Below are 21,538 nucleotides of genomic sequence, written 5' to 3' on the forward strand. Positions count from 1 at the left end.
GATACTCATGGAGCTTTTCGATGAGCGATGTTCAGGCTAATTCCTTAACCAGGAAAGGCTTTTTAGATTCAAATCTTGTTTTTACAGCCCTGTTGGGATTTATGGCATGTCTTGGGCAGTTTTCTTCAGATACCTATGCTCCGGCGATGCTACAAATTGCCAGTGCGTTTGGGGTATCGATTAATCTTATTCAACTCAGTATGCCACTGTATATGCTGGGACTTTGTAGTTCACTGTTGGTCTTTGGCTCTCTCTCTGAAGCCTTTGGCCGCCGTCGCCCCTTGCTGTGGGGGCTTGTTATCATGCTGGTGGGCAGCATATTGTGCGTCAGCTCAATGAATGCCTATCAGCTTTTGGCTGGACGGGTGTTGCAGGGGATCGGAGCCGGGGCGGGGGCCTCTTTGTGGCGGGCGATGTTCCGCGATCGTTTTGAGGGGGATGCCCTTGCCAGGTATGGCGCTTACATGACCATACTCCTGACCTTTGTGGTTCCGGCGGCTCCCATGATTGGAGGATTTGTCAGTCATGTTCTAGGTTGGAGAGCGGTTTTTTGGATCATCATTGGCTACGCACTGTTGATCCTGTGTGCCATCTACTTTCTTCTGGCTGAGACTTCGGAACACCACCACATGGATAAGCTGAACCTGGGCCATATTAGCCGTGGCTACCTGAAAATCATCAGGAGCCGGGCATTTATCGGCTATTCGTTATGCTCTTTTTGCTGTTATGGAGGATACTTTTCCTGGTTTACCGTGGCCCCGGTATTGTTGATTAAACATACCTCATTAAGCTCTGCCATGTTTGGCTGGCTGTGCTTTTGGGGTGGGGCGCTGGCGATGTTTTTTGGAGGCTTGATTGGTGGAAAGCTGGTATTGCGTTTTGGTGCTGCAACCATGCTGAGACTAGGGTGGAGCCTGATGCTGATTGCCGGGATCCAGATGCTGTTTGGATACTGGGTATTTGGATTGACGATCATCAGCCCGATGATCGCAATGACGCTCTTCTATTTTGGGTCCACTCTGGTATTTCCCAGCCTGTTTTCCGGAGCGATGCAACCCTTTGCAAAGGGCGCCGGTTTTGCGGGGAGTCTTTATGCATTTTTGCAGATGAGCGGGGCCGTGGTGATCGGGGCTGTGGCCTCTTTTTTACCGGCCGATACACCTATCTCCCTGGGATTGGTGTTCGTGCTGGCACCATTGATCTCCCTGGTGCTGTTTGAGGGCGTTGTCAGGCCATCCGTAGCATGATCTAAAAACACAGCCCTCATCTCGTATGGGGCTGTGTTTTTTTATGCAAGCAGAACTAATATAGCTGATCCTATTACTGCTACATCTGTTGATGTGTGACCGCAGACACGCTATGAATCCATCCATGGAAGCTCCACTGCATCGGCTATCATCCCTGATAGCCTTTCCCAGTTCGGCATCCATACCTCTCGTTCAATGGCTTAAAACCATTTCACCCTTGACGCAGTGGGTCTGCTTATTCACCATTCAACAGCTACCCCAAGTGATCTATTATTTGGAGCCGTTATTTAGCTCATTTGCCCTGGGAATCATATAAGGGGTAGAGGCTGTTTTCCTCCTTGATGATTCTCTTGTGGATAGCTTTGACGATCGCATCAAACTCACGGGAGAAATCTTCTCCTACTAGAGGCTTATCCACATATTTCTCATAAAAATCAAAGATTAACTCTGATATCTCTTGCATCTCTTTTTTGAAGTCAATCGCAACTTGCTGGTTATCTCCACTGTCATTGAGGTTGGGGTAGATATATTGATCCTCTTTTTTCAGATGCCCGATGAGAACTCCTCTGAGCTGCTCCAGGGAGTCTTTTGATTTTTCAGAGTTGGCGCCATGGACCTTAATCTCAGAGAGTAGGCCGAGTATTTGGAAGTGCTCAAGCTTCAAGGTCCCAATGATGTCCATGGGTGTCACCGTCCGGATGATCTCTTCAGGTTTTAGTCTAGCCCAACGAAAGCGCTTGCGGTTGTGAAACGAGACGACTAAACGCGGGGAGTAAAAAGGGGAAGAGTGGTCAATTTTGTTCTCTATTTTCCAGCGGGCCACGGATTTAGAGTGAGGGGGTCTAGTCGCAAAACCAAGAGGCCCACGATGATATACTGCTATCTTGAAAAATATTTACGCATGACCCAACAGCCCCGGGGTGAAATTCGCTACCTGAGATGGCTACTGGATATGCCGCTGCAGCAGCGCCTGGAACGGTTGCATCAGATTTATCCTCAGTTGGAGCATAAGAGCTTTGTTCAGGAGCGTGGCAACAGGCATGAGTCGTAAAAGAAAGCTTGAACTCTATGAGATGCTGTTTAAACATTTTGGCCCCAGGGAGCAGCCGACCACCCTGGAGGAGGTGTCGGTGGTTTTTGGCTGCTCAGCTCGCCACGGCCGAACCCTGCTTCAACAGATGGCTTCCTTGCAGTGGTTGAGCTGGCAGGCTTCCCCCGGGCGGGGCAAGCGAGCCTTGCTACATTGCCATAAGGAGCCGATGAAGCTGTGTTATCAACTGATGGAGCAACTTCTGGAAGAAGGGCGACCGGAGGCTGCGTTTGCGCTGTTCGGTTTTAATCAGCGCCACTCATTCTCTGAGCTTAAGAGATATGTGGCATGCTCAACCCTTAAGTCCATTCAAAAACTGCGGATCCCTTTTCATCGCAGCATAGGCCAGTTACATCCTCACCATGCCCAGGAACGAACCGAGAGGCACCTGATTTTACATCTGTTTCAGAGGTTAGTGGATGATAAACAGGGGATACTCACAGGGGGAGTGGCTCATCACTGGGAGGTTGATGAAACAGGCTGCCAATGGCTTTTTTATCTCAGGGAGGGGATCCAGTTTCATGACCAAACGCCGATGACGGTGCATGATGTGGTGATGAGCCTGCGGGCTTTGACCCTGAGTTCATACTGGCAGCCTCTGTATAGTCACCTGTCTGAGATCGATATGGTTTCAGAGCATGTGATCCGAATTAACCTGTCCCATCCTGACTGGTATTTACCTGAACTTTTGGCTCGGGCGGAAGCATCGATCATGGCCTGGCGTCACGGCCGGATAGTTATGGCAGATGAAATCCCGGTGGGTTCCGGGGCCTTTATGCTGGATATTTTTTCAGTGCGGGTGGTTCGGCTCAAGCGGCACATGGCCTTTAGTGGCGAGCACGCATTGCTGGAGCAGATCGAGCTTTGGATCCATCCTGACTGGGCAGCAGAAAAGCCTTGCGCCGAGCACTATTTCTATCTTGATCAACCCAACCGGGTATATCGTGTCACCCGTAGCGATGTAGGCTATTACTACCTGTTGTTTAACAACCCCGCTCTTCGCTCTCAGCAGTGGGGTCAGGAGATCCTTGAGGTGGTCCGTCAACACAGGACTTGCTTTGAGGAGCCAGCGGTGCAGTTGACCATCATGAGTGAAAATACCAGCGTAGGGCGTGATTACCTGCAGCAGATAAACCGGGCCAGCTCCGGACATTCGCTAAAACTACAATGCGTTGAGCGACCTTTTGGTTGTTATCAGCAGGGGGTCGATCTGACCCTGGGGAGTATTCGCATCGAGGGAAGCCTCATCCCGAGTCTATTGGCCTTTTTCTATAGCTATCCTTTCTGGAGCTCGATTCTGTTAGCTGAGGAATATGCAGAGCTCGGTGAATTTCTACATCAGATCCGCGGCGCCAAAGAGAGGCCGGAGGCCGAGCGGCTCTGCCGTCAGCTGCTGTCATGGCTATCGGACCAGAGGATCCTCACCGTGCTCCGCAAGGAGGACTTTGCTATTACTGCACCTTGCTCACTACAGGGAATCGAGATCAATGATGCGGGTTGGTGTGATTTTACCAAGCTGTGGATCAAGGGGGAGACAGGTTAATCGGTGGGAAAGCAGCTGCGGACTCCATTTTTTCGGCCCGAATTGAGGTCAAAAATCAGCAAGCCTAGAATATAGGTAAGCTCAATGATTACGCGGATTGTGTGTTTGATTTTAGCTTGAATCGCGGCAAAATTAAGGTAGCGGGCAGCTCGTGTCGTCGGTGTGAGGTTAGCGTGAATGTGGTTGCTGCGGGGAGTTATCTAAGCCCATAGAGAAGGGCATCATGCTCTAAAGAGGGGTCGGTATGCGTTGGATGGAATCTAAAATCGTGGCTGCCGAGCGGGCGAACAGACACACCGATTGGAAAATTTCGGCATTGGTTGGTGTGCTCTCATTTGTCGTGCTGCTCCTTATTACCTGGGTGGTGCTCAAACAGTGGGAGTTTATCACCTGCGCGATCGTGGCGATGGTGATTGGCGGCGTCTACTATCGCGCCAGCTATCGCTATTGGTATTTGCGACAGGAGATCGCGATCGATGGCTCGGGAGTGTCTTTGATAGGGCGGGTGAATGCTCAACTTGGTTATGATGAGATCCAGAGCTTTTCCATCGTCTATGGGGATTCCAATCTCATCTATACCGAGCCTTATCTGCAGCTCAATGCCGAGCAGGGAAGGATGTATACTATCTCCATTCCCGATGGGATCGCCGAGCGGGAGATTATCCGAGCGTTGCCGAGCCGGTTAACCTATGCGAGTCGGTTGGATCCGCTCAGATTAGCTATCAATAGCGAAGAGACTGCGGACTTGTCTGCAGATGCCTTGCGGTAAGTGCCAAGGGAGCATATGCGTCCTCGGGTGATACGGCCGGAGAGTGTCTGCCCATTTTCTGCGTCGAGGGAGTGAGCTGAGGCTGCAGGGTGGTCCAGGAAGGGTAAGCACAGAGCCTCTCATCGTGCCGGATGGAGGCTCTGAATGGTCTTAGTGGAGAACGCTGATAAACCCTTGCAGCACTACCAGGTTTGCGATATCGATGAAGAAGGCTCCAACGATGGGCACAACCATGAAAGCCTGAGGTGAGGGGCCATATCGTGAGACCAGGGAGCCCATATTCATCACGGCGGTGGGGGTGGCTCCCATTCCGAAGCCACAGTGGCCGCCTGCCATCACGGCGGCATCATAGTTACGCCCCATCACCCGGAAGGTTACAAAGTAGGCAAAAAGTGCCAGCACCAAGGTTTGCACTACCAGAATAATCAGCATCGGAAGAGCCAGCTGGGCAAGCTCCCACAATTTAAGGCTCATCAGAGCCATGGCCAGGAACAGGGAGAGGGAGATGGTGCCGATGGCATCGACGGTTTCTTTATTGACCTTGTATCCCTTGGTGAACTCACACAGGTTGGTGAGAAATACCCCGATAAACAGCGCATAAACAAAATCCGGGATCCTCAGCCAGTTGATACCAAACCCGTCGACCCATTGCTTGACGTAGCTGGAGCCCGCCACACAGACCAGCAGCAGGAACAGGGTTTCGATGGCATTTTTGGCGGTGATCCTATCCTCTTCGCGATCGTTATAAGTTACCAGCTCAGGGTGCGCGATATGGTGCCGCTCTCCCGGGCCAAAGGAGGAGGTGAGTTTATGTTTACGGATCAGGCGTTGGGCAACGGGGCCGCCGATGATCCCTCCCATCACCAGCCCGAAGGTTGCCGATGCCATGGAGAGCTCCAGGGTATGCAAACCAAAATCATGGGCAAAGGTCTGTGACCAGGCGGCTCCGGTTCCATGTCCGCCGGAGAGGGTGATGGAGCCACCAATCAATCCGAGCAGAGGGTTAAGTCCCAGCACTGAGCTAAGCCCTACACCCACCGCATCCTGGATCATGATGAACAGGGTCGCCACGATCAGGAACAGGAAGACCCGCGAGCCCCCCTTGGCTAATAGTTTAAAGCTCGCGGCCATGCCGACGGTTGCAAAAAACATCTTCATCAGGGTGTCCTGGAGAGGGAGCTCGAAGGCGACCTGGATCCCCTGGTGATGGAGTCCGGTGATGATCAGGGCGACCACCAATCCGCCGACGATCGGCTCCGGAATATTATATTTTTTTAGGATCCCAATTTTCGCCGTGAGAAAGTAGCCGATAAAGAGCACGACGATAGCGATCAACATAGAGTCGAGGGCATCAAACTTAAGTATTGGATTCATGCAGATGTCCGTTTTAGTTTAGTGTTTACAGCTGCGAATTAGGCATATTAGCGTACTTTCTCCAGAACTCTTGCATCAGGTTGTCTGTTTGTCTAAATATCGAGCAGTAGTGGGGTTGTTCACAGGGGCGATCTGGGGGCAAGTTGAAAATATGCAAACGAAACAAAAGAGTTTGGATGGTTGTGACGGTAAAATGTGCGAAGAGGCAGCCTTAAGCCATCGCACAGAGAAAACTGCCGCAGGGAGCCGATAAATGGGTTGACTCTATCCCTGCGCTGCTTTAGCTTCTGCTGCAGTTTTATGACGCTGAGCGTGCGGAGGTTATTGTGTCCTGGTTATCCAAGCAGTCTGGCTCTGATGAGTATTCTCAGAACCTATCCAATTTTGATAATAAGCCTGCAGAGGTGGCCTGGATCGATGAGTCTCGTTGCATTGGTTGTATCAAGTGTATCCAGGCATGCCCGGTCGGGGCGATCGTTGGAGCCCGAAAGCTGCTGCATACCGTGGTCGCTGATGAGTGCATCGGTTGCCGCTTGTGTACCGATCCCTGTCCGACGGATTGTATCGAGATGCACCCCCTTGCCGAAGGCGAATGGGTGGAGATGCAGCGGGAGGCGGACAGCATCCGACGGCTGCACAATACAGCGGAGCGAAAGCAGCTGCATCTGGTTAAAACCGGCCGAGCCCGTCCCGTAGTCGAAGCTGAAACTTCCGAGCAGAAGACGCAGGCGCAACCCCAGGATCGCAAACAACAGGTTAGCGATGCGATCGCACGGATGCGGGCCCGAAAGATGGCGCAACAGCAGTCTAAACCGGGAGGGCCCAGGGATGAATAAGCAAAAGCGGGTCGAGATCCTCAAAAGGCTAAGAGATGATAATCCCAGTCCACAGACCGAGCTGAATTACAGCTCTCCCTTTGAATTGTTGATTGCGGTGATCCTTTCGGCTCAGGCGACGGATGTCGGGGTCAATAAGGCAACGGACCGACTGTTTCCGGTTGCAAATACTCCGGAGCAGATGTTCGCGCTGGGTGAAGAGGGACTCAAGGAGTACATTAAGACCATTGGCCTGTTTAACTCTAAAGCGAAAAACGTGATCAAGGCGTGTCAGATGCTTATTGAGAAGCATCAGGGGCAGGTTCCGGAGGATCGAAAAGCATTAGAGGCGCTCCCCGGGGTGGGTCGCAAGACCGCCAATGTGGTACTTAATACCGCCTTTGGCTGGCCAACCATAGCGGTCGATACCCACATCTTCAGAGTGAGCAACAGAACCGGCTTTGCCCCGGGAAAAAATGTGGATGAGGTGGAGCAGCGCTTGCTGAAGTTTGTGCCTGCCGAGTTTAAGGTGGATGTGCATCACTGGTTGATCCTGCATGGTCGCTATACCTGCCAGGCCCGCAAGCCCCGTTGTGGCTCCTGCCTGATTGAAGATCTCTGTGAATTTAAGCAAAAAGTTGATCTCTGATTGCTCGTAGTAACCGCTTTTCAAGTTCAGAGATCAGTTTGGTGCTGAGCCCTATACTATGGCTTCGTATCAGCCTGATGGAGAGAAGGATGAACAAACTGCGCTGGGCACTGCTCATTAGTTTTTTTGGGATCGCCTGTTTTCAGGCTCAGGCCGAAATCTACAACAAAGTATATCACTGTGTGAGTGGAGGTTGCTCCCTCGAGTGTCTCAATAAGCACGGGAACTTTGAGATCATGGGGCGAGGTGCCAGCAAAATCCTTGTGAGCTACTATCCCAGTGGCCTGAGTGAGTATACTTTAAAACGTGGCCCAGCCGGCGATGAGGTGGTTACTATAGGGAAAGAGCAGAACCGCTGTAAGATTATTGGCCTGAGATAGCCTTTTTGCTGCCTGATATAGTTTCGAATCATTGAGGCCTTTGTCCCAAAATTTGATGGTCGGTTGTCAGGGGGGCATTTAGGATCAGGCAGCCAATAGCTCCCTGGTTTGTACCACAGGTGTCGCTGAAGTCTGGATTCGACCATCACCGGCACGCTGTACATCCGAACCTCTCCCTAAATTATTTGCCTTCTCTGCGCCATGCTTCGCGTGGGGCTTTCACAGAGAACTTCCCCTTCAATCTCTATGGAGCCGGCTATCACCCCAGCTTGCCCATCCCAGCTCGGTATCCATACCTCGCGTTCAATGACTCAGTGAGCCATTTCACCCCTGCGGCAGAAGGTTGGTGAACTTGAAATCAGTACACCTTTGTATGAGCAACGGATCTGAGACATGACTGACCATCGCAGGTTTAACAGATTTGTCATGGATTAGAGGTAGGGCTTACAGCGTGTCACAAAAATCATCCGCAACCCAAATCAGAAAAATGTTTAATAAACAATCAGTTCTGACCGTGAGTAAAGTAAATGCTCAATACTCAAGTCATTCCTGCGACTCATCTTGTTATTCCTTTACCTCTCAGACAATCTGAGTACGATGTCTTCCTCTACAGCAACAGGTAGGATCCCTGCTAAATGGGATTGTTTCAGTGGCTCTTGAGCTCGTAATGAAATACGGAAAACTAAGGTGGTTAACGGTAGTGAAAAGTCGCTCTGGTTGTGTCGGTGACAAGGGGCAGTGGAGCTGTCTCAAAACGCTGTTCGTTATCTTCTTTAATTTCCCTAACTTGGAAAACCGGCTCCCGGCTGATTCAGAACTATCGCAACCATCACAGTGGATCATGGCACAAGTGGTAGAAATCGTAGTTGAGCGGGTTGGTTTCATATGGAGATACACCCGGGCTCACTACTATCTATTATCTGACAACTCATGGAGTAAGAAATTGAATTTTCCTGATCTATTTGTTCCTCACACGTCTAATATGATTCATATGAATCCTTACCAATAATAGAAGAGCACGTTATTAGTAACTGAGTGTAAACTTTGAGCCACGACAAGCTGGCTATTTTTGGATTTGGTCAACTCTTGTCGCAAAAGTGCAATCTTAGGTTGATTTTCGATCTTTCGCTCGTATAATTCGCACCTCAAATTAAATGTGAACTTTATTTCGATGTTTTTAGGAAATACAGTATTCGTTTCCAGAACGTTGCCAGTGGAATTGAATATTATAGGGAAGTAGTGCCTGATTATTGCTATCACTAGCCTTCAGTCTTTCTCACATGTCTCTAATGGAAGAATCGTATATATAGGATGAATGATATGTTGAATATTAATGCAGCCAGCAAGGAGTATTATTCTTTAATATCCCTTGACGGGGCTCTGGACATCAATAGCCATGAGAGTTTTACTCAGCAGGTAGAAGCGATCTACTCTGTGTCTAATTCTGACATCATCATGGATCTTGAGAAATTACGCTACATCAGTAGTGTGGGTCTACGAGCTTTTGTCTTGCTTTTTAAACGACTTGCTGCAAATAACCACAAGCTTGTACTCTACAAGACTCAACCTATGGTTAAAGAGGTCCTGGTTGTTTCGGGATTTTCAAAGCTGATGCCAATTCATGATGATTTAAGTGAAGCAGAAAAAGTGTTCTGCGAACAAATTCACTAAAACTGACTCTTTACCCGGCAAGGAAGGCTTGGATCGCCAGTGATCCGGTTTTTGCTTATGGAATAAATATCTATCTTTATTCATTTGTCCTGATATGTGCTGAAAATTTTTTAAATTTCAGTCGCCATGAGCATGGCGGCTGCCTTCGTATGTTTATATGAGAATTTATTAGTAATTTATTTCAATCTCAGCGCAATCTTTATTTTATATCGAGGTTTTAAATGCAAATTGCAGCCAGCCGTTACCTGAAAGGTATGTATCTTTCGTATCAAAAGTTAGATGCCGAGGAAAAGATTCGCTACCACCTTCCTTATCTTTTGAAATTGAAGGGCGAGTCAGTACTCGAACTGTCAAGGCTGCAACACTGCTACGAAAGCTTTATCGCTGAACATTATAGCCTTAGAAGTGAGTTTTTTATTAATGAGAATGGTGAGCTTATTCAGCGTATCAGGGATGATGTTGAAGCCAGGGTTATCAGTGAGGATCTCTCTCGCTATGATGACCTTATCAAAGAAGGCTTTGAGCTGGAAAACTCGCCGCTGTGTCGTCTCTATCTCCTTAACGGCGAGGGCGAAACATATCTACTGTTCCTGTTTCATCATATGGTTGTAGATGGCAACAGTATCCATGATCTGGTCAAGAGCTTTGTTGACCGCTACGAAGGGGCTGGCTCAGAGTCAGAGATTGCCAGAGTTGAGGATCTCCAGGGATACCTGGAGTTTGAGCAGGAGAGTATTCAGCTCGCTCTGTCTCATGAGAACGCAGAGTTAGCGCAGCACTCCAATGAGCTAAACCTTCCCTGGCAGCATGTCACCGCAGATTCTTTTCGGGTAATTGCGCAGACAAATAGCCTGGATCACAACCTTTATGCAAAGTTAGTCGAATTTTCTAAGCAGGAGCAGGTCTCAGTCTTCAATATCCTGAAGGCTGCCTACGGTATCCTGATCGCCCGTTACTCTCAAACCGATGAGTTTTTGATAAGCTATCCCTTTTTTACTGCAAAAAATCATTCCGTTCAGGGCTGCTTCGTCAATACGGTATTTGACACCTTTAAGCTTAAGCCGAGCTTCAGGGCGCAGGTCCATGCTCAGTCTATCGATGATAATCTGAAAATATCTCGCTATCTTCCGGCTCCTGAGGCTCTTAGCCGGGCAAAGTCGGTTGATGGTTATCCAGCCATCAGTATGACCATGACAGATCTCGGACACGCTCCCTCTGAAAAATGGCTGGCTTCACCTGTCTCTGTAAACCTTGGGGATAGTGATATCAATCTGGCGGTTCAGCTGATTGATGACACCCTCAGGTATCAGTTTATCTATTCAAATAAGCTTGAATCACCCATTTTGTCCCGGTTGGGTGAGCACTTTATAAATTTGCTGGCGAAGTTGCTTGCGGATCCACAGGCGGAGCTTAAGAGCATCGATTATCTCTGTGATGATGAGAGATCTCTGATGCTTGAGCAGTTTAACGACACAGACGTTGACTATCCAAAAGACAAACAGTTTATTGAGCTGTTTGCCGAGGCTGTTCATAATCACCCGGACTCAGATGCCCTGGCCTTTAACGGCAACAGCCTGAGCTATCGGGAGCTGGATGATGCATCTACACGACTCGCCAACTACCTGGTTGCCCAGCATGGTGCCGGGCCTGAGAAGGTGATCGGTATCCTGTTTGATCCCTGCTTTGAGATGATCATCTCTATCTTAGCGGTTCTCAAGTCTGGTGCGGCTTATGTTCCGATTGCCGTTGAGTATCCTCTCGAGCGACGCCAGTACATGCTGGAAAACAGCGAAAGCATTCTCCTGCTGACCCACTCTGATCTTCAGGGGAGATGAGCGCTGTCTTTTCCAATACCATAGCCTTGGATCAATTGAACTATGGGGCCCAAAGCGCTCGCCTTGATAGCTGTGCTCCTCTTAGCCAAAATCTGGCCTACATCATCTATACCTCAGGGACCACAGGTAACCCAAAAGGGGTGATGATCGAGCATGGCACACTAACTAATCTGTGTTTTTGGTTTAGCCATACCAATGATCTTTCTCCTTCGAGTGCGACAACTAAATATGCAGGATTTGGCTTTGATGCGAGTGTTGTTGAGATCTTTCCATCCTTAATCTCTGGTTGCTGCCTGCACCTCATTCCCAAGGAGATGAGGCTGAACCTGCCTGAACTCTATGACTACTTTAAGGCACACAGGATTGGTTTTTCATTTTTACCCACCCAGTTCTCAGAGGTGTTTTTGCAAAATCCTCTCGATGATCTCAAGCATGTGATGGTTGGGGGAGACAAGCTCAAGCAAGTCAATCTGGACTCACCAACCACGGTCCATAATGGCTATGGTCCGACCGAGGCAACGGTTCAGACGACAGATTTCGTTGTCGACCAGGAATATAGCAATATTCCTATCGGTAAGCCGATCGCAAACTACAAAGTCTATATTCTTGATGAGAACCTTAACCTCTGCCCATTGGGTGTTCCCGGTGAACTTTGTGTTGGGGGGCAGGGGCTTGCCAGAGGTTACCTCAATCGTCAGGACCTGACCGATGAGAAGTTTATTCAGCACCCGCAATTTGGGCGGATCTACCGGACCGGCGATCTGAGCCGTTGGAAAGCGGATGGCAATATTGAATTTCTCGGGCGTCTCGATTTCCAGGTGAAAATCCGCGGCTTCAGAATTGAGCTTGGAGAGATCGAATCTCGCCTGACCGATCTCGAACAGGTTAACGATGCGCTGGTGCTCGCCCTGGATGATGCCAATGGCAACAAATACCTCTGTGCTTATTACGTCAGTCACAATGACATTGATGAGACTGAGTTGCAGCGCGAGCTGTCCAAGCAGGTTCCTGATTATATGATCCCGGATATCTTCATGCACATGCAGGAGTTTCCTCTGACACCCAATGGCAAGGTCGATCGACGCGCCCTGCCAAAGCCGGATAAAAACCTGCTGACGCCTGAATATGTTGCTCCCCGCAGCCACAGCGAAACACTGCTCGCAAATGAGATCGCATCTTTGCTTCGTTGTGAGCGCGTTGGTGTAGCAGATGACTTCTTTAAGCTTGGTGGTAGCTCCATCACCACGGTTGCCCTAATCGGCAAACTATCCAGGTTAGGCTATGGCATCAGCATCTCGGATATATTTAAAAACCCTAAAGTTGAGGATCTCGCATCAGTTCTTGACTCATCTGGCAAGGTTGAGAAGATTTCACATGCTCCAGATCTTGAATATTACCCTGTTACCAGCTCTCAGCGCGGGATCTATTTAACGGAGAAGCTGCAGGGGCCTAGTACGACTTATAACCTTTACCTGAGTATCCATATCGATGGCACTTTGGATAAAGAAAAGCTCGGACTTGCGATTGACAGGCTTGTGGCGCGCCATGAGTCGTTAAGAATGTGCTTTGACTATATCGATGGTGAAGTTGTTCAGTCTGTACTGCCCCAGGTGACAATCAATAAGAAGATCAAGAAAATATCCGAATCTGAAATTGAGAGTCATATCTGTGATTTTGTTCAGCCTTTTGATCTGAAGAAAGGCCCTCTTTTTAGCGTTGCCCTGTTTGAAATAGAAAGAGACAGCAGCGTCCTGGTGCTAAATATGCACCATATCGTTGTCGATGGACTGTCTGTTCAACCTCTGGTCAAAGATCTCTTTGCTCTGTATGACGATGAGGAAATTAAGCTTCCTGAGATAAACTACAAGGACTACTCATATTGGTACACCCATGAGTACCTCACATCTGACTCTTTCCTGGAGAATAAATCCTATTGGAGGCAGCAGATCGAGGGGGCAAGTGCAATTGAGCTTCCTTATGAAAATGCTAAAACCGCGCTCAACGCTGAAGATCGCAATAATGAAACGGTTCGGGTAGATATTCCGTCCGAACTGGCCAAGAGGGTCGGGACATTTTGCCAGCAGCATAGCCTGACCCCCTATATGTTTTATGTCGGGATCTGTGGTCTTGTATTGTCAAAATATGCACGCACCAGTGATGTGGTATTTGGTGCTGCAGCATCCGGACGCCTAGATAGTGCTGTTGAAGATATGGTCGGCATGTTTGTTAATACCTTGCCACTGCGCTTGCCTGCCGAAAATGACAGTAGCTTTGAGACATATTTTTCAACGGTCAAAGAGAGCTGCCTGAACTTATTAAAACATCAGGGATATAACTTTGAGCAGGTCATTCAGGAGCTGGGAAGCAGCTATAACTCGCTGGTTGATGTCTTCTTTAACTATTTTGAGAGCGAGTCATCCTATACTAGTGCGGACTTAAAATATCAGGTGAATACACCCGATCCAGAGGTTGCGAAGTTTGATCTCACCCTGATGGTCAATAAGATTTCAGAGCGCTTTGTGTTAAGTGCAGATTACCGCTCTGCGCTGTTTAGCCAGGATATGATCATCCGTATGATGAATCATTTCCTGCAGGTTGTGGATCTTGTGCTCAGCTCTGACTATACAAAGGAACAGCTTAGTCAAATTGCATTGATTACCCAGCCCGAAAAGGCCCAGATCCAAGAGGTATTTAATGACACCTATCAGGAGTACCCGCAATCGAAGACTCCGATAGCCCTGTTTGAGGAGAGTGTTGCCAATAATCCTGATGGGGTCGCGCTGATCTTTGAATCTGTGAAATTAACCTATGCAGAGCTCAATCACAGGGCAAATCAATTGGCGCACTACCTGCTCGAAGATGCAGGGGTGATTCCGGGGAGTAAGATTGGAATCCTGGTCGATCGCTCCATAGAGATGATGATTAGTATGCTGGCTGTTCTGAAGACGGGGAGTGCGTATATCCCCCTGTCTAAAGAGTATCCACAAGATCGGATCGCCTATATCCTGGACGACTCACAGAGTTCACACCTGATTGTATCTGATCAATTCGAAAAACAGATGGGTGTGATCGCGGATTCAGGTCAGCATCAGCTGCTGAATATCAATCAAATCGACTATCAACATAAGTCAACTCAATCCACAGGGATCCAGTACGGCATTGAGGATGTGATGTATATCATCTATACCTCAGGGACAACAGGGAACCCTAAGGGCGTTGAAATCAACTCAGGGACAGTGACCAACCTGGCTGCGGGTCAGATCAACCGTTTTGGTGTGACTTCGGATGAGGTCATTTTGCAGTTTTCTGAAATTTCATTTGATGCCTCAGTGGAACAGATCTGGATCGCTTTTGTGCGCGGTTGTTCACTCCTGTTGATCCGTAAAGATAAGCTGCTCGATGCTGCTGAGTTTGAGAAATACCTGGTTGAGCATAAGGCAACCCATGTCCACGCTGTTCCTGCTTTTCTCAATAGCATTGATTTGACCAATAAGTCTTATCTTAAGCGGGTGATTGCCGGTGGCGATGCCTGTACGGTTGAGCTGGCTAAGAAGTTTGTGGCTGACTGTGATTTCATCAATGAGTATGGTCCAACCGAAACAACCGTTACCGCGGTGCAGTACCATATTCCGAGAGGCAGCGAGCTCTCGGCGATGAGTTCATTGCCGATAGGCAAGCCCCTGGCCAACTATAAAGCCTATATCCTGGATGAAAACCTCAACCTTTGCCCCATCGGGGTTCCGGGTGAGTTATGTATCGGTGGTGCATGCCTGGCCCGTGGCTACCTGAATCGACCTGAGCTGAATGCTGAAAAGTTTATCTACCACCCTGAGTTGGGTGAGTATATTTACCGCAGTGGCGATCTGGCTCGACTGAGATCCGATGGCAATATTGATTTTCTGGGGCGCATCGACTTCCAGGTCAAGATCAGAGGCTTCAGGATTGAGCTTGGCGAAATTGAGTCACGTATCATAGAGATGCCTGGTGTCACGGATGCCCTGGTGCTTGCCCTGGACGATGATCAGGGGATGAATTACCTGTGCGGTTATTATGTTTGTTCGACTGAATTGACTGATTCAGAGCTCACTCAAGAGCTTAAAACCCACTTACCTGATTACATGATCCCAAGTGCATTTGTGCGGATGGATGCCTTCCCATTGACACCCAATGGCAAGGTGAACCGAAAGGCGATGCCTAAGCCTGAGATCACATTTGAGAGTGATTATGTCGAGCCTCGTGACCATGTTGAGGAGAAACTCTGCATGCTGTGGGAGAAGGCTCTTGGATTACCCCGTGTAGGCATCTGTGATGACTTCTTCCGCATCGGTGGTAACTCAATCAAGGCGATCGGCTTTATCTCAGAGGCTCAAAAATTAGGCCTTAATCTGAAAATTAATGATCTCTTTAAAAACCCGACGGTCAAAGAGATCTCTGAAAATGTAGATATTCAGGCATTTGATCTCAATAGCAACCTTGATCAGATCAAGAGCAAATTGACGACACCACCAAGTGAGCAGCTTCAATCCGAGATAGAGCATGAGAGAGAAAAGGCTCTGACCCGTTCTAAGTTTTGGCTGAATCAGCTGGAACAGGGTGATATTTCTGAAAAAATTAACGGTTCTTCTGTTTTGGTCACCGGAGCCACGGGGCATCTCGGAGCGCATATCATTTTTGAACTACTGTCGCAGGGTAGGGAAGCGATCGCTCTGGTCAGGGGGCAAAGTGATAGCCATGCACGTGAGCGTCTGGAAGAGAAGCTTGAATACTATTTCGGTGATGACTACAAGCCGTTCCAGGATAAGCTGCAGGTGTTTGCAAGTGATCTTGAGAAGGCCGATCTCGGATTAACTCAGGAGTGCTACCAGGTCTTAACTTCACGACTGGATGCAATCATCCATTCAGCTGCAAATGTGAGTCACTATGGTGAGTATGAGGCTTTCTACCGAACCAACGTACTCTCGACTGAGAACCTGATCGCTCTTGCTGAAAAAGGCTCCCAGGTCGGTTTTCACTATATATCGACTCGCTCTGTTTGCGAGGGAGTCCTGATCAAAGACCGTCCGGTGGCCTCCTATGCCGAGTGTGATACCCCTGAGATTGAAGATAGTATTGATAATGTGTATTTGAAGACCAAGTTACTTGGGGAGCATAGGGTTATTGACGCAAGAACGCGGGGGATGAACGCCTGTATCTATCGTGTAGGTAACCTTGCTTTTAACTCTAAAACACTCAGGCATCAGTCGAACTTAGAGAGTAATGGTTTTTATCAGACCCTTAAGAGCTTTTTCAATATGGGGATGATATTTGATAGTTACCAGGTTGAGATGTCCTGTGTCGATAAAACCGCACAAGCGATTTGTAAGATCTTTGATAAAAAGGCCCTGCAGAGCGGTACTTATCATGTATATAACCCAAATCGGGTCAAATACGCAGAGCTCTTTTCTGCAGATGATAATCCGCTGTCAATCCAGGTGGTTTCTGTGTCCGAATATATAGATGCTTTAAAAGAGCGCGCTGAGAGTGAAATCTTTAAGGGCTATGTTCAGGATCAGCTGCTGCATTTAGGCTGGATTGAACATCAGTCTGGAGAGAGCACTCAGGCTATCCTGACCCAGGAGATCACCAATAAGGCATTGGCCATGCTTGATTTTGACTGGGGTGAGCTCACGGCAACGCATCTGGTTGATATGATGAAGAATGCCCTGAAATCACGGATTGATTATCTATCCGGACACACTCTGTTTGAGAATCTCGATGAGCAGACTGTAGCTAAGCTGGCACTGAAATCGAGGCTTTCATCCTACTCCGGCGATCAGAGAGCGAGCCTTGAAAGCGATAGTAACGGATTAAGCTTGCTGTACTCAGGATTTGCCAGCTTGTCGTTGGCTTCTCCCGGAGGCTGGGAAGGGACGGTGCGGATCTTGTCTGAGAATAGTCTTGTGAATACAGGATCATTATTGAAATCGACCATTACCTCCAGGGGACACCTCGACTCTCTGGTTGGGGAGTTTGGCTTGCTCAATATCGATGACACGCTGGTAAAAGAGATGCTATCCCAGGAGCCGGAGTTCCTGATGTCACTATTGGAGTCCGTTTCAGATGAGCGTGACGCCTATCGAAAAATGCTGGTGATGACTCATTAATCACCGGGTTCAAAGCCTCTGTATCTAAACCTCCGAGAGCTTCGGAGGTTTAACTTTTCAAGTTAAGGTAGAAGTTGTTAGCATGAATGTTGTGAAAAAAAATAGCCCGCTGGTCATCGCACTCCTGATGATGACCATCATTATTGATGTCATGGGCGTAGGTTTGGTATTTCCTGTGATACCGGAAATTATTATGTCCAAGACGAGTCCGTTCTTTGCCCAGTCTGTGGCTCCGGCATCTCGTTATTTCTATTATGGGCTCTCCATGGCTCTGTGGCCGCTGGGTGTTTTTATCGGAAGCTCCCTCCTGGGTAAGCTTTCAGATATCTATGGGCGAAAGAAGCTATTGATCATTACTATATTAGGGATTGTCTTATCCTACTTGCTATCCATAGCTTCTTTTTATGGTACCTCGCTGTGGATTTTTATGTTCAGCCGTTTTCTATGTGGCTTTTTTGGTGGAAGTTTTAGCCTGGCACAGGCGTTTATTCTGGATATATCAACCGACGATCGCCGCATGAAGAACTTAGGTTTAATCACCCTGGCGGCTTCGATCGGTTTTGTGATCGGTCCGTTAGTGACGACTGCTCTTAGCTTTTTTGCAAAGACACCTGAGCTATCTTCGGTACTACCATTTTGGTTTGGTGCTATCTTAGCGCTGATTAATGTTCTAAATATCATCATTTTTCTGCCTAAGGTTCCCAGGGCTTCGGTTCATCAGGATAAGCTTAATATATTCAAACTGATCTTCAGCTTTTCGGTCATGTTTACCGATAAGAGGGTTCGATTACTCGCACTATGCTTTTTGTTCCTTCAGTTAGGTTGGGGGTACTTTGCTCAATCATTACCTTTAGCTCTGGAGCAGATATTCCATTTTGCTCCTGCGATTGTGGGAGTATTCTTCCTGTTGATGAATGTTGGATACCTATCGTCAACCCTCTGGTTACAGGATAAAGTGCTCAAGAAGTTTGATGTGGTCACTGCCATGGTGTCGATTGCAATATTAGTTTCAATCATGCTTGCGATATCTGCTGTTTATGTTTCACCTTATGTGATGGGCTTTGTCGCATTTTTTGCCTCACTAATCGAGATTATTCTGTATACCGCAGTGATGTCTGAAGTTGCATCTCAGGTTGAAACCCATGAGCAGGGTGAATTTATGGGGGGAACGACATCCGTATTTGGTATCGCATGGTTCATGAATGCGTTTAGTATTGGGCCGGTTGTGAGCGAATCGATAACCGCACCATTTTACCTGGCTTCGTTAGGGCTGTTAATTTGTGGCCTGTTTGCCTACCTGTATAAGATGAAAATACAAAAAGGTGTACAACTTAAGACCGTAGAGGCATAGAAAGTGAGGGCTTCAGTTTCAGGCTGAAGCCTTTTTTATCAAGATGCTCAGCAATAGGATGGTGAGTAACTGATAGCTTTTTACCTGCTACTATGAGATGATTGAGATTATTTAATTTTTGGGAGTCATCATGGCTATTAAAAGGGAATACTTTGATATTGCCCGATATGATCTTAAGGCCGAACTGATCTCGCTTAAAAAGGAGATTCATCAATACACTGAAGAAGGAGTCCGGGATAGAGCTATTAAGGTAGAGCTAATTATTGAGGAGCTAATGACCAACTCCTTTAATTACTTGCTCCCAAGTGACTCAGAAGTGAATCTTTGTATCAGAGTGTCGGATGATTTAAGTCGCATCAAGTATACCGAGCATCCTGTAACTGAACTAGATGTTAATAAAATAGTCAATAATGCAAAAGAGGTTACCCGGGAGGCTCCACTGGATGAGGTGGGTGGCCTTGGCCTTTTGCTTGTCGAAAGTTTTAGTGATGACATTGATTGTCGATATGATACTGAAACCCTGACTCGTACCTTTATATTGAATATTTCATAACTGGATATTATCCATCGTATCATTTGTTATAGTCTATAGTTGGTCTTTATGTTAGACAGAAGAAAGAGTGCGTATCATAGCCTTTATAAAGCAAGCCGGATATTAATAACAATAACCGTTATTTTATTGTTTGCAGTTCTTTTTTATGTGCTGACTAGTTACATGCTTGATCGAAAGCGAGACGCCATTGACTATAAGCTGAACCAGTTGCATCGATTGTCTGATGGGATTAAAGAAAACATGATGACAACTGCAGACATGTTCCAGGAGATATATACTAATCCTACCCGCCTGAAGACAGATATCCCCGAGAGTACCCGCTTTTTTAAGCGTGTTGGCGATAGAAGTATTTACTTCTATGGCATAGGATATGCCCTTAATCCGAAATATAAAGATTATGGTGCCTATATCTATATGAATGACAATGACGAGATTGTTGTTGATAGTATGGAGGATATATATCATAAAACGGGGGAGAGTTATTATCAACGGCCATGGTTTATCCGGGCTCTTCAAGAAAAGAAAAGCTTTTTCTTATCTCCCCAGCCGAGCAAGTTCGGAAATTTGGACTATACAGTAACTTACTGCTTTCCGCTGATGTATAAAGATAGTGTGTATGCGGTTGGTGTGATTGATGTCTCAATGTCGGCATTTTTTAAAATCCTCTCCAAGGAGGCCAAATCGGACTCTGATGTCGAGGTTTTTTATGTGAGCCAGGAGTATGATGATCATCCAAGACAGTTTATTAGTCTTGATGATGATAAATCAAATGTTGCTACGGAACACCTGAATTGGTTATACAGCAATCAGAGCATTAAGTTTTCACAGTGGTCGTATGAAGGGGGCTACCTTTATAATAAAGCTATATTTATGAATGGTGCGTTTAGTTTTATTATAAAGATAAATATTATCCCTCTTATCTTCAAAATGATATTTATCTTGCTGCTGGTATCAATGTCGGTACTATTGATTTCCTATTACCTTAGGCGGTTCTCAAAGGAGACGATAAAAACAGTCACCCTGCCTATTGAAAGTCTCCTGGATGAGGTAGGGCGAATTGCGGCTGGAAACCTGGAAAGCCGAGTTTCTGTCGCAACCGGGATTTATGAGCTTGATAAACTAAGCTCGTCGATCGATAGCATGCGAAGTGATATTTGCTCTCTGATCCAAAAAGAGAAAGAAAATGAGCATATGAAAGCAGGAATTGAGCTTGCTTCTCGAATTCAGTCAGCTTTTTTATCTCAGTCTGAGAGTGAATCTAAAAACATTCGTGGCTCGTTAGATATTTACTCTTCCTATGAGCAGGGGAACATAATTAGTGGTGATATCTATTTGGTTCATCAAATAGAAGATACTTTGTATATTTTTATCGGTGATGCTTCTGGAAAAGATGTCGCAGCATCCATATTTTCACTGTTTGTTTTGGCTCGATTTAAAATATTGTCAAATCAACTCATGAACCCACAGGAGTTGTTGACAGAATTAAATGATTATCTGTGTGAATTTAACAGCGAAACCATGTTCATTACGGCGACATGCTGTAAAATCGACATGAAAACAATGGAGTGTATTATCTCGAATGCAGGGCATGCATGCCCTCTGCTCTACTCTGGCCTGCGCAAAGAGGTTCAGGAGATCAGCTGTGATACGAACTTAGTGCTGGGGGTCATTTCTGGTTATCGCTATACCCAAACCCGGATGATACTCAATCGGGATGAGGAGATAATTCTTTGTACCGACGGAGTGACGGAGGCGGTATATGAAGGGGAGTATTATGGGCAGCAGGGGCTGGTTAATTTTATTCATGGTTTTAACCGTCAATCGACCCTGGATCCCGCGAAAGCTCTGATTTCTGATGTCGCATGCTTTAACTTGGATGGAAAAGATAAAGATGATCGGACGGTGATCTGGATTCGCAATCCACGATAAATCCCCCGTGACTCGCTTGGTGAGAGATGTCAGATCTGTCTCTCTTGCCCTGATGGTCCTGCTAGAGCTCTTTCGGACTAACCTGGGTCATCACTTCAGCCTGAGATAAAGAATTTCTGGCTTTTCTAAGCTGACCCTCAGCAGCATGGATGCTGAAGTAGAGTACCAGGGAGGGCACTGCGAGTCAGT

General features: G+C 47.3%; 14 protein-coding genes and 1 pseudogene. 13 read left to right on the plus strand and 2 right to left on the minus strand.

Translation table 11 applies throughout. The features are described 5' to 3' along the window. Positions 1–20 precede the first annotated feature (20 nt). Complete coding sequence (locus DB847_RS10565) at positions 21–1,247, plus strand: multidrug effflux MFS transporter (RefSeq protein WP_108650646.1); 1,227 nt, start codon at positions 21–23, stop codon at positions 1,245–1,247. A 292-nt stretch (positions 1,248–1,539) separates the two neighbouring features. On the opposite strand, the gene DB847_RS10570 is transcribed toward DB847_RS10565, so the two are convergent. After that, the gene (locus DB847_RS10570; protein WP_108650647.1) at positions 1,540–1,929 is read right to left on the minus strand and encodes a hemerythrin domain-containing protein; all 390 of its coding nucleotides are present in this window, start codon (positions 1,927–1,929) and stop codon (positions 1,540–1,542) included. Positions 1,930–2,115: 186 nt separating this feature from the next. On the opposite strand from DB847_RS10570, the gene DB847_RS10575 reads away from it, so the two are divergent. The 3 genes from DB847_RS10575 (at position 2,116) to DB847_RS10585 (ending at position 4,649) form a co-directional block, all read left to right on the plus strand. Then, a complete protein-coding gene (locus DB847_RS10575) occupies positions 2,116–2,298 on the plus strand; it encodes a hypothetical protein (RefSeq protein ID WP_108650648.1) in 183 nt (60 codons plus the stop codon). After that, complete coding sequence (locus tag DB847_RS10580) at positions 2,288–3,880, plus strand: SgrR family transcriptional regulator (RefSeq protein WP_108650649.1); 1,593 nt, start codon at positions 2,288–2,290, stop codon at positions 3,878–3,880. The genes DB847_RS10575 and DB847_RS10580 overlap by 11 nt, the downstream gene beginning before the upstream one ends. A 244-nt stretch (positions 3,881–4,124) precedes the next feature. After that, positions 4,125–4,649 carry a hypothetical protein gene (locus tag DB847_RS10585; RefSeq protein ID WP_108650650.1) on the plus strand — a complete coding sequence of 175 codons (525 nt, stop codon included), beginning with the start codon at positions 4,125–4,127 and terminating at the stop codon, positions 4,647–4,649. 150 nt (positions 4,650–4,799) lie between these two features. On the opposite strand, the gene gltS is transcribed toward DB847_RS10585, so the two are convergent. Then, positions 4,800–6,023 (minus strand): sodium/glutamate symporter, encoded by a 1,224-nt coding sequence (gltS, locus tag DB847_RS10590; RefSeq protein WP_108650651.1) that lies wholly within the window; start codon positions 6,021–6,023, stop codon positions 4,800–4,802. Positions 6,024–6,424: 401 nt separating this feature from the next. On the opposite strand from gltS, the pseudogene DB847_RS25540 reads away from it, so the two are divergent. The 9 genes and pseudogenes from DB847_RS25540 to DB847_RS10645 form a co-directional block, all read left to right on the plus strand. Continuing rightward, positions 6,425–6,604: pseudogene (locus DB847_RS25540) on the plus strand (RnfABCDGE type electron transport complex subunit B); the annotation flags it as partial. Between the two features lie 247 nt (positions 6,605–6,851). Beyond that, positions 6,852–7,487, plus strand: a complete 636-nt coding sequence (nth, locus tag DB847_RS10600; protein WP_108650653.1) for an endonuclease III — start codon at positions 6,852–6,854, stop codon at positions 7,485–7,487. 89 nt (positions 7,488–7,576) lie between these two features. Beyond that, entirely contained in the window at positions 7,577–7,867 is a 291-nt protein-coding gene (locus tag DB847_RS10605; protein WP_108650654.1) for a hypothetical protein, read from the plus strand. Between the two features lie 1,320 nt (positions 7,868–9,187). Beyond that, entirely contained in the window at positions 9,188–9,538 is a 351-nt protein-coding gene (locus DB847_RS10620; RefSeq protein WP_159084529.1) for an STAS domain-containing protein, read from the plus strand. 221 nt (positions 9,539–9,759) lie between these two features. After that, positions 9,760–11,373: a condensation domain-containing protein gene (locus DB847_RS10625; protein WP_108650658.1), complete on the plus strand. Its 1,614-nt coding sequence runs from the start codon at positions 9,760–9,762 to the stop codon at positions 11,371–11,373. Beyond that, positions 11,370–17,516, plus strand: a complete 6,147-nt coding sequence (locus DB847_RS10630) for a non-ribosomal peptide synthetase (RefSeq protein WP_108650659.1) — start codon at positions 11,370–11,372, stop codon at positions 17,514–17,516. The genes DB847_RS10625 and DB847_RS10630 overlap by 4 nt, the downstream gene beginning before the upstream one ends. A gap of 82 nt (positions 17,517–17,598) precedes the next feature. Beyond that, positions 17,599–18,867, plus strand: a complete 1,269-nt coding sequence (locus DB847_RS10635; RefSeq protein ID WP_108650660.1) for an MFS transporter — start codon at positions 17,599–17,601, stop codon at positions 18,865–18,867. Positions 18,868–18,997: 130 nt separating this feature from the next. Then, positions 18,998–19,420 carry an ATP-binding protein gene (locus DB847_RS10640; RefSeq protein WP_108650661.1) on the plus strand — a complete coding sequence of 141 codons (423 nt, stop codon included), beginning with the start codon at positions 18,998–19,000 and terminating at the stop codon, positions 19,418–19,420. Between the two features lie 48 nt (positions 19,421–19,468). Next, positions 19,469–21,349 carry a SpoIIE family protein phosphatase gene (locus DB847_RS10645; protein WP_159084530.1) on the plus strand — a complete coding sequence of 627 codons (1,881 nt, stop codon included), beginning with the start codon at positions 19,469–19,471 and terminating at the stop codon, positions 21,347–21,349. Positions 21,350–21,538 lie beyond the last annotated feature (189 nt).

Source organism: Dongshaea marina, from assembly GCF_003072645.1.
In the GTDB taxonomy this organism is placed as follows: Bacteria; Pseudomonadota; Gammaproteobacteria; order Enterobacterales; family Aeromonadaceae; genus Dongshaea; species Dongshaea marina.

Bases quoted from the DNA above. Each gene is read 5' to 3' on its own strand.
- DB847_RS10565 (WP_108650646.1), top strand. From the start codon at position 21: ATGAGCGATGTTCAGGCTAATTCCTTAACCAGGAAAGGCTTTTTAGAT.
- DB847_RS10570 (WP_108650647.1), bottom strand. From the start codon at position 1,929: ATGGACATCATTGGGACCTTGAAGCTTGAGCACTTCCAAATACTCGGC.
- DB847_RS10575 (WP_108650648.1), top strand. From the start codon at position 2,116: ATGATATACTGCTATCTTGAAAAATATTTACGCATGACCCAACAGCCC.
- DB847_RS10580 (WP_108650649.1), top strand. From the start codon at position 2,288: ATGAGTCGTAAAAGAAAGCTTGAACTCTATGAGATGCTGTTTAAACAT.
- DB847_RS10585 (WP_108650650.1), top strand. From the start codon at position 4,125: ATGCGTTGGATGGAATCTAAAATCGTGGCTGCCGAGCGGGCGAACAGA.
- gltS (WP_108650651.1), bottom strand. From the start codon at position 6,023: ATGAATCCAATACTTAAGTTTGATGCCCTCGACTCTATGTTGATCGCT.
- nth (WP_108650653.1), top strand. From the start codon at position 6,852: ATGAATAAGCAAAAGCGGGTCGAGATCCTCAAAAGGCTAAGAGATGAT.
- DB847_RS10605 (WP_108650654.1), top strand. From the start codon at position 7,577: ATGAACAAACTGCGCTGGGCACTGCTCATTAGTTTTTTTGGGATCGCC.
- DB847_RS10620 (WP_159084529.1), top strand. From the start codon at position 9,188: ATGTTGAATATTAATGCAGCCAGCAAGGAGTATTATTCTTTAATATCC.
- DB847_RS10625 (WP_108650658.1), top strand. From the start codon at position 9,760: ATGCAAATTGCAGCCAGCCGTTACCTGAAAGGTATGTATCTTTCGTAT.
- DB847_RS10630 (WP_108650659.1), top strand. From the start codon at position 11,370: ATGAGCGCTGTCTTTTCCAATACCATAGCCTTGGATCAATTGAACTAT.
- DB847_RS10635 (WP_108650660.1), top strand. From the start codon at position 17,599: ATGAATGTTGTGAAAAAAAATAGCCCGCTGGTCATCGCACTCCTGATG.
- DB847_RS10640 (WP_108650661.1), top strand. From the start codon at position 18,998: ATGGCTATTAAAAGGGAATACTTTGATATTGCCCGATATGATCTTAAG.
- DB847_RS10645 (WP_159084530.1), top strand. From the start codon at position 19,469: ATGTTAGACAGAAGAAAGAGTGCGTATCATAGCCTTTATAAAGCAAGC.